This window comes from Janthinobacterium sp. JC611 (genome assembly GCF_018682595.1).
In the GTDB taxonomy this organism is placed as follows: Bacteria; Pseudomonadota; Gammaproteobacteria; order Burkholderiales; family Burkholderiaceae_D; genus Janthinobacterium.
In genome coordinates this window covers 135890-147815 of the sequence record NZ_JAFLJN010000037.1, presented here as the reverse complement: position 1 = coordinate 147815, position 11926 = coordinate 135890, and the positions used below count along the sequence as shown (strand labels likewise).

Annotated in this window: 11 protein-coding genes; 7 read left to right on the top strand and 4 right to left on the bottom strand. The window is 64.3% G+C overall.

Translation table 11 applies throughout. The features are described 5' to 3' along the window. The first annotated feature begins 54 nt into the window (after positions 1-54). Positions 55-960, top strand: a complete 906-nt coding sequence (locus J0O65_RS23170; protein WP_215409553.1) for a LysR family transcriptional regulator — start codon at positions 55-57, stop codon at positions 958-960. Between the two features lie 17 nt (positions 961-977). On the opposite strand, the gene asd is transcribed toward J0O65_RS23170, so the two are convergent. Then, entirely contained in the window at positions 978-1826 is an 849-nt protein-coding gene (gene asd / locus J0O65_RS23165; protein WP_215409552.1) for an archaetidylserine decarboxylase, read from the bottom strand. A 393-nt stretch (positions 1827-2219) separates the two neighbouring features. On the opposite strand from asd, the gene J0O65_RS23160 reads away from it, so the two are divergent. The 5 genes from J0O65_RS23160 (at position 2220) to J0O65_RS23140 (ending at position 8404) form a co-directional block, all read left to right on the top strand. Next, a complete protein-coding gene (locus J0O65_RS23160) occupies positions 2220-4301 on the top strand; it encodes a TonB-dependent receptor plug domain-containing protein (RefSeq protein ID WP_251373929.1) in 2082 nt (693 codons plus the stop codon). A 119-nt stretch (positions 4302-4420) separates the two neighbouring features. Beyond that, positions 4421-5659, top strand: a complete 1239-nt coding sequence (locus tag J0O65_RS23155; protein WP_215409551.1) for a DEAD/DEAH box helicase — start codon at positions 4421-4423, stop codon at positions 5657-5659. A gap of 67 nt (positions 5660-5726) precedes the next feature. Beyond that, positions 5727-6344 (top strand): LON peptidase substrate-binding domain-containing protein, encoded by a 618-nt coding sequence (locus J0O65_RS23150; RefSeq protein WP_215409550.1) that lies wholly within the window; start codon positions 5727-5729, stop codon positions 6342-6344. Between the two features lie 142 nt (positions 6345-6486). Then, on the top strand, positions 6487-7230 hold the full coding sequence (locus J0O65_RS23145) for a DNA-binding protein (protein ID WP_215409549.1): 744 nt from the start codon (positions 6487-6489) through the stop codon (positions 7228-7230). A 226-nt stretch (positions 7231-7456) separates the two neighbouring features. After that, positions 7457-8404, top strand: a complete 948-nt coding sequence (locus J0O65_RS23140; RefSeq protein WP_215409548.1) for a cupin-like domain-containing protein — start codon at positions 7457-7459, stop codon at positions 8402-8404. On the opposite strand, the gene J0O65_RS23135 is transcribed toward J0O65_RS23140, so the two are convergent. Beyond that, entirely contained in the window at positions 8401-9312 is a 912-nt protein-coding gene (locus J0O65_RS23135) for a DMT family transporter (RefSeq protein WP_215409547.1), read from the bottom strand. The genes J0O65_RS23140 and J0O65_RS23135 overlap by 4 nt on opposite strands. 51 nt (positions 9313-9363) lie before the next feature. On the opposite strand from J0O65_RS23135, the gene J0O65_RS23130 reads away from it, so the two are divergent. After that, entirely contained in the window at positions 9364-9921 is a 558-nt protein-coding gene (locus J0O65_RS23130; protein WP_251373928.1) for a helix-turn-helix domain-containing protein, read from the top strand. A 6-nt stretch (positions 9922-9927) separates the two neighbouring features. Here the strand turns inward: J0O65_RS23130 and J0O65_RS23125 are convergent, their stop codons facing one another. Both J0O65_RS23125 and J0O65_RS23120 read right to left on the bottom strand, forming a co-directional pair. Further along, positions 9928-10659 carry a class I SAM-dependent methyltransferase gene (locus tag J0O65_RS23125; RefSeq protein WP_215409545.1) on the bottom strand — a complete coding sequence of 244 codons (732 nt, stop codon included), beginning with the start codon at positions 10657-10659 and terminating at the stop codon, positions 9928-9930. Beyond that, a complete protein-coding gene (locus tag J0O65_RS23120) occupies positions 10656-11900 on the bottom strand; it encodes a voltage-gated chloride channel family protein (protein WP_215409544.1) in 1245 nt (414 codons plus the stop codon). Before J0O65_RS23120 ends, J0O65_RS23125 begins: the two co-directional genes overlap by 4 nt. Positions 11901-11926 lie beyond the last annotated feature (26 nt).

Genomic DNA, 11926 nt, shown 5'->3' with positions numbered 1-11926 from the left:
TTAAAATGGATAACATTAATCCACTGATGGAACAATCGAGTGTAAAGGGAATATATGGATATCGATCCCGGAGATTTGCTGCTGTTTGCCCGCGTCGTCGAATGCGGCAGTTTCTCGCGCGCCGCCGTGCGCGTGGACTTGCCCAAGTCGACCCTGTCGCGGCGCATTTCGCAGCTGGAAGCGAAATTGGGCGAACGGCTGCTGCTGCGCACCACGCGCAAGCTGGCGCTGACGGAGTTTGGCGCCAGCCTGCTCGAGCATGCGCGCAAGGTGGTGGAAGAAACGGAGGCGGCCGGCGCGCTGGCGCAGCACCGCCAGGCGGGACCCAGCGGCTTGCTGCGCATGTCCATGCCGGCCGATTTCGGCGATGCGCTGATGCGCCAGGTGCTGGCCGAATTCGTGCGCCGCTATCCGGCCATTTCGCTGGAACTGGACTTGTCGGCGCGCCGCGTGGATTTACTGGAAGAGAACTTCGACCTGGCCATCCGCATGGGCAACTTGCCCGACGACGCCAGCCTGTCCGCGCGCCGCGTGGCTTTCAGCACCCTGGCTCTGTATGCCTCGCCGCAATACACGAGCGTGCACGGCTTGCCCGAGCATCCCGACGATCTGTACGGCCACGATTTATTGAGCTTGCCACGCGCCGTGCATGGTCTCGTGCACTGGACTTTGATCCGCGGCAAGACGACGTGGGAACGGGACTTGCCTGTGCGCCTGCTGGCGAACTCGCCGGAATTGCTGGTGCGCATGGCGTGCACTGGCGTGGGCATCGCGGCCAGCACGGACCGCTTCGCCAAGGCCTACGTGGCGACGGGGGAATTGGTACGCGTGCTGCCGGAGTGGAGTTTCCCGCTGGTCACGGGCTGGGCCGTGTTTCCCGGTCGGCGCTTGATGCCGGCCAAGACGCGCGCGTTTCTCGATTTGATGGAAGAGATGTATCGGACCGACGCGCCCGTGTAGGCGCGCGTCCAGATACTTTACTTGGGCACGTTGCCCATGACTTCGCCCAGCTGCACGGGGCCGGCCGGCTGCCAGCCGGCATTGAATGCCACGGTGTCTTTGGGGAACAGCATGACGACGGTGGAGCCGAGCAGGAAGCGGCCCAGTTCTTCGCCTTGCTTGAGCACGACGTTGTCGTTGGCATAGCTCCAGTCGCGGATATCACCCGTGCGGGGCGGGTTGACGACGCCGTGCCAGACGGTGGCCATGCTGCCGACGATGGTGGCGCCGACCAGGGTCATGACGAAGGGGCCGTTGGCCGTGTCGAACACGCAGACGACGCGCTCGTTGCGGGCGAACAGGCCGGGAATGCCGCGCGCCGTCGTCGGGTTGACGGAAAACAGTTCGCCGGGAACATAAATCATGCGCGTCAAGCGGCCGTCGCACGGCATGTGGATGCGGTGGTAGTCGCGCGGGCTCAGGTACAGGTTGGCGAAGCTGCCATGTTCGAACTGCGCCGCCAGGGCCGCGTCGCCGCCCACCAGGGCCGTGGTGCTGAAATGGTGGCCCTTGGCCTGGAAGATCTGGTCCTTGTCGATCGTGCCGAACTGGCTGATGCGGCCATCGACGGGGCAGACGTAGTCGGCCTTGGCCAGCGGACGCGCATCGGGGCGCAGCGCGCGCGTGAAGAAATCGTTGAAGCTCGTGTAGTGCGTGATGTCCGGGTCCAGCGCCTCATCCATGTTGACGTTGTAGCGGCCGACGAACCAGCGGATCAAACGCGTGGTCATGGCGCCGCCCTTGGCGCCGGCGATCCGGCCGGCAAAATTGGTCAACGCTCCCTTGGGCAGCAGGTATTGAGGCAAAACGGCAAGACGGTCAGACACGATGGGAAGCCTTTGACGGGGTGATGGGAACAATGATGAAAACGCATTATAGCGGCGATGTGGCGCGCAATGATATGCACCGTATGCAAGGGCGCATATGGCAGCCGGCCGCCGAATTTAATTTGCTGTAGGAAATATTTTCAGGAAACTGTGCCACTCGGAAAAAATTGCAGCACAATACGGCGGCCTGTTTTTTAGCTTTTAGCCATTTTTATTCAGCCAACTTTTTTTAGCCAGGTCATGATGCCACGCCGTTGCCTTCGCCTTACCGTCCTTTGTTCCGCCGTTTTACTTGCCTGGAATGCCCAGGCCCAGCAATCCGAAACGCCCGCTGCCGACGCCGCCGCTGCGCCGCTGAAGGCCGAGAAGGCCGAAAAATCCGCCGCGCCCACCATGCAAACCGTCGAAGTCAAGGGCAGCGGCTACGATCCGCGCCGCGACGATACAGCCAGCAAGATGGTCGTGGGCAGCGAGGAAATCCTCAAGTATGGCGACACGAATGTCACCGACGTGCTCAAGCGCCTGCCCGGCATTACCGTGTCCGGCGCGGCCGGGCGTTCGGGCGGCGAAATCCGCATGCGCGGGCTGGGCAGCGGCTACACGCAGATATTGCTCAATGGCGAACGGGCGCCGGCCGGCTTTTCGCTCGACACCCTGTCGCCCGACGTGATCGAACGCATCGAGATTTTGCACGCGGCCAGCGCCGAATACAGCACGCAGTCGATCGCCGGCACCATCAACGTGGTGCTGAAAAAGGCCGTCAAGACGGCGCAGCGCGAACTCAAGCTGGGCGTGCAGGGCAGCGACGTGAGCTTTTCGCCCAGCGTCAATGTGCAGCTGTCCGACCGCGATGGCAATTTCTCGTATTCGCTGGCCGGCTCGCTGTTCCGCTATGACTACCATTACGACAATCCCGGCCTGGAACTGGGCTACGCGCCCGATGGCCGGCAAAACCTGCTGCGTCGCACGAACGGCACGGGCGATGGCCGGCCGGAAGGCATCAACCTGTCGCCGCGCCTGAACTGGGTGCTGGCCAATGGCGACAACGTGACGGCGCAATTCTTTTTCAACGGCGGGCGCTCGAACCACCGCAACGTCAGCCGCGCGGAAACAGAGCAGGGCTTGCGCCCCGACTACGACAGCAACACGGGCAGCTCCAGCAACCACAATGCCTTCGGCCGCAGCGACTTGACGTGGATGCACAAGCTGGCTGGCGGTGCCCGGCTGGAATTGAAAGTGGGCGCCTCGGCCGCCCGCAACACGTCCGACAGCCTGCAGCAAGGCTTTATCGATGGGCGCGGCCTGGCGCTCGAGCGCAAGGTGGGCGTGAAGGCGACGGAAAACGGCGTCAGTTCGACCGGCAAGTATTCCACGCCCTTGCTGCCCGGCCACGCCTTGTCCATGGGCTGGGATGGCGCCTATACGCAGCGCGAGGAAACGCGCCGGCAGCGCGAAGCGGCCTTGGGCGCGTCGGGTACACGCGCGCCCGTCAACAGCGACGAAGGTTTCGACGCCACCATCGAGCGCCTGGCCCTGTTTGTGCAGGACGACTGGGAAATCAGCCCGCGCTGGTCGATGTATGCGGGCGTGCGCTGGGAAGGCATCGACACGCGCAGCGCGGGCGACACCTATGACGAAGTGAATCAGCGCACCAGCGTGTGGAGTCCGCTGCTGCAAACCCTGTGGAAGTTGCCTGATACCAAGGGCGACCAGGTACGCCTGGCCCTGACGCGCACCTACAAGGCGCAGCCCACGTCGAGCCTGATTCCACGCCGCAATACCTCGACCAACAACAGCCAGACGGACCCCGACCGCGAAGGCAATCCGTATTTGAAGCCGGAGCTGGCGCTGGGCATCGACGCCTCGTACGAGCACTACTGGGCCGAAGGCGCCTTGCTCAGCGCGCGCGCCTCGGCCCGCCGCATCGATGGCTACACGCGCCAGGGCTTGCTGTTCATCAATGACCGCTGGGTGTCCACGCCCGTCAACGATGGCCGCGCGAATACGCAGACACTGGAACTGGAAGCGAAGTTTCCGCTGCGCGCCGTGCTGGCCGCGCCCGTGCCCGCCATCGACTTGCGCGCCAGCATCAGCCGCAACTGGTCGCAGGTGGAGCAGGTGCCGGGGCCGGACAACCGGCTCGACCAGCAAACGCCCGTCAGCGGCAACTTCGGCCTCGACTACAAGACGCCCGATGGCGTGCTGACCACGGGCGGCAGTTTTAATTTCCGCAATGGCGGCCCGGTGCGCATCACCGAGCGCCAGAGCGCGTACACCTCGCCGCGGCGCGACCTCGACATTTATGCGCTGTGGAAATTCGATGCGAAGAACCAGCTGCGCCTGGCCGTGTCGAACTTGCTGGCGCAAGACTTCGAAAGCGACACCATCTATGCGGACGCCAGCGGCACGATACAGCGCAACAGCATTTCGCCCAGTTCGCCGCAGGCGCGCGCGACCCTGGAAATGAAGTTCTGATCGTGATGTTTTCGTGCTGAAAACCCCGGCCGGCATCCCCGCTGGCCTATAATCTCGGCAATCGCGCGCACGGCCCCTCCGTGCGCGCCACCTTTTCATTTGCCAAGATTGCCTTCCCCATGACGTTTTCCTCCCTCGGCCTGATCGATCCCCTGGTCCGCAAACTCGATGAGCTCGGCTATGCCAAGCCCACGCCCGTGCAGGCGCAGGCGATTCCTGCCGTGCTTGCCGGGCGCGACCTGATGGCCGCCGCCCAGACGGGCACGGGCAAGACGGCCGGCTTTGCCGTGCCGTTGCTGCAGCGCCTGATTTTGGAAGGCGTGGTGGCGCCCCAGTGCGTGCGCGTGCTGGTGCTCGTGCCCACGCGCGAACTGGCCGAGCAAGTCTATGCCAGCTTCCGCAGCTATGGCGGCAACTTGCCGCTGCGCAGCTTTGTCGCCTATGGCGGCGTGCCCATCGAGCCGCAGGTCAGCAAGCTGCGCAAGGGCCTCGACGTGCTGGTGGCCACGCCGGGCCGCCTGCTGGACTTGCAGACGCAGGGCGCCGTCAAGTTCGAGCAGGTGCAGACCCTGGTGCTGGACGAGGCGGACCGCATGCTGGACCTGGGCTTCGAGCGCGAGCTGGACTTGTTGCTGATGAGCATGCCCAAGCAGCGCCAGACGCTGCTGTTCTCGGCCACCTTCTCGGACGCCATCCGCGCCATGGCGAAAACCATGTTGAAGGATCCCGTCTCGGTGGAGGTCAGCGCGCGCAACAGCACCGTCAAGGCCGTGAAACAGTCGGTCATCGTGTGCGACAAGAAACGCAAGCCGGAACTGTTTTTGCACCTGTTGAAGAAAAAGCGCTGGGGCCAGGTCCTGGTCTTCGTCAAGACGCGCAAGGGTGTCGAGTTGCTGGTGCATACCTTGCTGGAGAAGGGTGTGCGCGCCGATGCGATTCATGGCGACAAGACCCAGCCAAACCGCCTGCGCGCGCTGGCCCGTTTCAAATCTGCCGAGGTGCAGGTGCTGGTGGCCACCGACGTGGCCGCCCGTGGCCTCGATATCGACCAATTGCCCGTCGTCGTCAATTTCGACTTGCCCACCGTGGCGGAAGATTACATTCACCGCATCGGCCGCACGGGCCGCGCGGGCGCCTCGGGCGAGGCGATCTCGCTCGTCTGCGCCGACGAGGTGGAACTGCTGTCGGCCGTGGAAGCGCTGACGCGGCAAACCCTGAAACGCAACGAGGAGCCGGGTTTCGAGGCCGAGCACCGCGTGCCGGGCACGTCCGCCGGCGGCACGATCCAGAAGAAGGCCGTGAAGGTGCTGGCGCCGAAGGCGGCCGAGCGGGCGAAAAAACGCCGCTTCTACAAATAATCGGCGAAGTTGGCCAGGCAGGGCAAGGCGCGCAGCACGGATATGCCATTCGTGCCATCATGCGCGTATGACCCCGATACCTTTGTTCCCGCTCAATACGGTGCTGTATCCCGATGGCTATCTGCCCCTGCAGATATTCGAGGTACGCTATCTGGACATGATACGTCAGTGCATCACGGGCGAGCAGCCGTTCGGCGTGGTGCAGTTGCTGGACGGTGCGGAAGTGCGCAAGCCTGGCCAGCAGGAAACCCTGGCGCCCGTGGGCACCCTGGCGCGCATCGTCGACTGGGCCGCCCCCCTGTCGGGCTTGCTGCAAATCAAATGCATGGGCCAGCAGCGCTTTCACATCGTTTCCAGCGAACAGATGAAGCACGGCTTGTGGATGGCGCGCATCGAAACCTTGCCACCCGATAAAACCATCCCCATCCCGCAAGAGCAGCAGAACGTGGCCGACGCGCTCGGCGCGCTGATCCGCACCTTGCAGGAGCAAAAGATTCCACCCGAACAAATGCCCTTGCAGCCGCCATACCGGCTCGACGAGTGTGGCTGGGTGGCGAACCGCTGGTGCGAGCTGCTGTCGCTGAGTGCCATGCAGAAACAGCTTTTGCTGAGCCAGGACAATCCCGTACTGCGCCTGGAACTGGTGCAGGATATGCTGACGGAAAATGGTTTGCTGGAAGAGTAAAACGCGCGATGCCGCATGTTTGCACAAGGTTTCGTTGTGCAATAGCAATTTCTATTGAGAAATACTTTACGCTTTGCCGCCGCTGGCATAAGATAATGCCCCTGGGCAAGATTGCCCTGGGCAACATTCAAGAGTAGACGACATGGCAAAAACAAGCGCGGAACAGATCAATGCGGCAATGGATGCGATGGCGGGCGAAGGCCAGGCCATCACGGTGCGCGCCTTGCGCGAAAGGCTGGGCAATGGCGCCTGCCTGGGCACCATCAGCAAGCTCTTGCAGCGCCGCAAGGCGGGCGCGCAGCGCCAGATCGCCGCCGCCGCCGAGCTGTCGCCCGTGCTGCAGCAAGCCATCCTCGATTATGTAGGACAGGAATTAAGCGCCAGCCACAGCGCGCATGAAGCCGAGATGAACGACAATCAACAGGAATTGATGGACCTGGCCAGCGAGAACGAGCGCCAGCAAGAGTTGCTCGACCAGCAGGCCGGCGAGCTGGAAACCTTGCGCGAGGAACTTGAACGCGAGCGGCAAGTGGCGAATCAGGCCCGCACGGACCTGGCCAAGGCGCAGCTGCGCCTGGAAGGCTTGCCGCGCCTGGAAGAGGCGGCCGAGCAGGCGCGCATGGACCTGGCCAAGGCGCAATTCAAGCTCGAAGGCATCCCCCGCCTGGAAGAGGCCGCCGAAGCGGCGCGCGCCGAACTGATCCAGGCCCAGCTGAAGCTGGAAAGCCTGACGCGCGTGGAAACGGAACTGGCGGCCGCGCGCCTGGAACTGGAAGCGGAACGCGAAGAGCTGGGCGAAACGCGTGCCGAACTGGACGAAGAGCGCACCTTGCGCATCAAGGCGCAGCAGTTCATCGTCGATCCGATCTTCAAGACGCCTGTCTGAGGACACCTGACCAAACCTGCTGCGCGTCGCGCTTTGCGGCCTGCGATGCTCACCGTACTGGAGTACGGTTGCGCTTCTTAGCCACAAATCACTGCCGCTCGCGACGGTTTTGCCAGGTATCGATGCGTCGTAGGGAATCTCTCATGCGTGCTGCACGGGCCTTGCTGGCTTAAAATGGCGCACTGTCGCGCCATGCCGCGCGACGCCTTGATCGCAAAGAAGGTTTATGTCCGTAGAAAAAGAAGTGCCGCTCCCGCTTGCGGCCGCCCCCCCATCGCCGCGCGCGCTGCCGCCCAGGCCGCCGGCTGAATTCAGTTCGCCTGAAGCGGCCTTGGCGCGCAAGCTGGCGCGCGCAGCCAAGGATGCGCAGGTGCGCGGCGTTACCTCCATCGACGCCATGCGCGTAGCCATCAAGCAGGCGGCGCGTGACTTGCCCGCCATCACCGAGGTGCCGCGCCTGGCCATGCTGGATGCCGCCGCCTTCCGCGCACGCGCCGCGCTGGGCTTGCCATTCCTGATGCGCGGGCTGGTGCAACGCTGGCCCTTGTCCCGGCTGGAGCCGGACGTCTTGCGCGAACAGTTCAGCCACGTGCCCGTGCGCGCGCGGGTGGGCGACTACATCAACACGGCGTTCGCGGCCGACCGCGCCATGCAGGATATGTCAATGGGGCAATACCTGGACCTGGTGGCGGAGGGCAAGTACGCGTTGCCGCCGTACCTGGGCAACCTGGAATTGCGTGAGCTGAACCGTTTGTGCCACTGGCCCACGTATTTCGACAAGATGGGCCCGCCGCGTTTCTGGGTGGGGCCGGCCGGCACGGTGACACCCTTGCATTGCGATTACGACGACAATATCTTCGCCCAAGTGTGGGGCCGCAAGCGCATCATGTTATCGCCGCCGCACCACGACGCATTCCTCTACCCCAGCGAAGCGAACGCCATCCTGTTCGGTTCGCCTTTCGACCCGGAAGCACCCGATTTCGAGCGGTTTCCCCTGGCGCGCCAGGCGACCATGATCGAATGCATCGTCGAGCCGGGCGACATGCTGTACGTGCCCGCCGGCTGGTACCACCAGGTGCGCGCGCTGACGTTTTCGCTGTCGTCGAACCGCTGGGCCAGGGCCGTGCCGCTGGCCGTGCAGGGGGACGTGGTGCTGCGGCGGGCCGAGGCTTAATCTGATGGCGCGATGGCCTTGCCATCGGCGCGCAGGCGCTTCGGCCGCCACTCGCTGAGGATGCCAGCAGCGATGATCAATATCCCTCCTACGATGGCCAGCGCGGGCAGGCGTTCACCGGCAATGCGCCCGATCACGCCCGCCCACACGGGCTCGCCCGCATAGATCAAGGTGGCCTTGGTGGCGGAAATGCGCTTTTGCGCCCAGTTCATCACATATTGAATCAAGGCGCTGGCGCAGCCCAGGGCCAGCACGCTGAAGATGAACGTCTTGCTCAGGGCTGGCGGTGCTTCGCCCATGACGGGCATCAGCAGCAGGGCGATCAGGGACGCCGTGGCCAGCTGCACGATAGTCACGCGCAGGATGTTCAGCTGCGGCGAGACGCGGCTGATGAGGATGATTTCCAGGGCGATCGCGATGGCGCCCACGGCCGTGATCAGCTCACCCGTGCCAAAACCCATGCTCAAGCCATCCGTGCCCGTGAGCAGCAGCAAGCCGATGAAGGCCAGCACGACGGCCGCCCACATGGCAAGGTGGGGCCGCTGCTTGAAGACCAGCCATTGCACCAGCGGGACGATGGGCACATAAAAGGCCGTGATGAAAGCGGACTTGCTGCTCGTGATATACATCAAGCCATAGGTTTGCAGCGCATAGCCGCCGAAGATGCTCACGCCGATGGCCATGCCCGTCAGCAACTCCGCCTTCGTCAGCTGGCGCAACTGGCCCCGGCAAATCAGGGCGCCGATGCTGGCGGCCACGGCAAAGCGGGCGGCGACAAAGGCCAGCGGCCCGCTGACCGTCATGGCATGTTGCACCACGAGAAAAGTGCCGCCCCAGATGAAGGTGATGGCGATCAGGGCCAGTTCGGGCATGCCGAGGGCGGGCAGGGGACTTGCGTGTGTTTTCATGGGGAGCTATGCTATGAGCAAAATATTTCCCATCATAATAGGAGCAATATATTGCGCAGTCAAGTCGAGGCCGGTGGCGTGCTGGAACACCTGGCTAAAAATCTGCGGCGCTTGCGCCTGGCCGCCGGCCTCAGCCAGGATGAGCTGGCGCGCAAGTCGGGCCTGAGCCGGCGCATGGTCAACGGCGTCGAGGCGGGCGGCACCAACATCAGCCTGGCCAACCTCGACCACGTGGCCGCCGCCTTGAACGTGGCCTTCGTCGACCTGGTCCAGCCGCCGCGGCAGCCGCACGACAGCTTGCGCGTGCTGATGTGGCAAAGCGTATCGCAAGCGAGCCAGGCCGTGCTGCTGGGGGCGGCGCCCGCCAGCCGCCAAGTGGAGCTATGGTCGTGGATACTGGCGCCGGGCGAGCGCTACGATGCCGAGCCTGACCCGGCCGGCTTCAGCGAAATGCTGTATGTGCTGGAAGGAGAGCTGCAGTTGCAGCTGGAGGCCGGGACGAGAACGCTGGCCACGGGCGATTTCTTTGTGTTCAGCAGCGCGCAAGCGTACAGCTATGTCAACGTTGGCACATCCACCTTGCGCTTTACGCGCAACGTGGCCAGCTGAGGGAGCCTACGCCAGGCCGCAGCCGATGAGGAGCAGCATCGGCCGTTCGCGCTCTTCCGCCAGGGCCGGCTGCAGGGCGACTTGCTCTTCGCTGGGACCCCATTCTTCCACATGGTCCAGCTGGAAACCCGTTTGCAGCAGCGCATTGATGGTCGTGCCGAGCGTGCGGTGCTGTTTGATCACGCCGGGCGCCAGCCAGTCCGACACGCGCGGGCCTTGCTGCTGGTAACTGTCGACGGGCCAGTGTTTGCGGCCTTGCGCATCCGTCAGCCAGCCGGGCTGGCGCGGGGCCATGAAGATCGGGTGCTCGATGGAAAACACCAGCTTGCCGCCCGGCTTCAGGCCGTGGCGGATGGCGGCCAGCAGGGCGTCAAAGCCGGCGATGTAGTGGAAGGCCAGCGAGCTGTAGACGAGATCGTAGCTGGCGGGTGGCAAGGCCAGTTGTTCCAGGTCCAGCCGGGCATAGCTGGCGGCCAGATGCTCGCCCATGGCGCGCGCCTGCGCCAGCATCTTTTCCGACACGTCCACGCCCAGCACGGATGTCGCGCCAGCCTCGGCAGCCCAGCGGCAGAACCAGCCATAGCCGCAGCCCAGATCCAGCACTTGTTTCCCTTGCAGCGCGGGCAGCATGGCGCGCAGGGCTGGCCATTCGGGCGCGCTGTCGAGGCCGCCGATTGAGCGCGGCAGCTGGCTGTAGGCCGTGAAGAAGGCGTCGTTGTCGTAGATATTCTGTGTCATGTGTCTGCTGAATCCTTGTTGGCCGCGCGCTTGGCGTGCCCACCCCGCTGCGCCCGGTAAATGCCCGCGTGGCCGGAAAACAGATAGGCCACGACGCAGGCGATGGCCGCGTACACACCGATCTCGGCGCCGAACAGTTCCATCGCCATCAGGGTCGAGGCGATGGGCGTGTTGGCGGCGCCCGCAAACACGGCAACAAAACCGATGGCGGCCAGCAGGGTGACGGGCTGGTGCAGCAGCGGACCCAGCGCATTGCCCAGGGTGGCGCCGATGAAGAACAAGGGCGTCACTTCGCCGCCCTTGAAGCCCGTGCCGAGTGAAACGATGGTGAACGCCATCTTGCCGAGGAAGTCATACGCGGGCAGCGGCCCTTGCAGGGCCTCGACGATGGTGGGAATGCCCAGGCCGATATACCTGTCCGTGCCCAGCAGCCATACGGCAAGCGCGACGATGAGACCGCCGGCCAGCGGGCGCAGCGGGGCGTAGGCGATCTTGCGTTTCATCCAGCCGCTCAAGCCGTGCGTGGCTTGCGCGAATACTTTGCCCGTGATGCCGAACAGCACGCCGGCGATCACCATGGCGCACAAGGTCCAGGTTGAAAGGGCGGGAATCAGCGGCACGGCGTAATGCGTATGCTGGACGCCCCACAGCAGGCCCACCTGGTCGGCGATGACGGCAGCAGCCAGGCAGGGCAGCATGGCTTCATAGCGCAGGCGGCCGATGGCCAGCACTTCCAGGCCGAAGAGGGCGCCCGCCAGCGGCGTGCCGAAGACGGAGGCGAAGCCGGCGCTGATGCCGGCCATCAGGATGATGCGGCGGTCTTCATTATTCAATCGAAACATGCGCGTGAGCTGGTCGGCCAGCGCGCCGCCCATCTGCACGGCCGTGCCTTCGCGCCCGACCGAGGCGCCGAACACATGCGAGATGACGGTGCCGCCCAGCACCAGCGGCGCCATGCGCAGGGGGATGATTTTTTTCGGGTCGTGGATTTCATCGATGAGCAGGTTCGCGCCGCCTTCGACACTGCTGCCGTAGCGCAGATACAGCCAGCCGACGGCAAAGCCCGCCACGGGCAGCAGCCAGATCAGCCAGGCGTGCGCCAGGCGCGTGCGCGTGGCCCAGTCCAGGGCGAACAGGAAGCCGGCCGAGGCCGACCCTGCCAGCGCGGCCACGATGGCCGCGAGCAGCAGCCATTTCAACAGATGCTTCAACAGATCGGCGAGGGCGCTGAGGCGGTGCATAGTGCATCCAGTCCAGGTTGACGGTT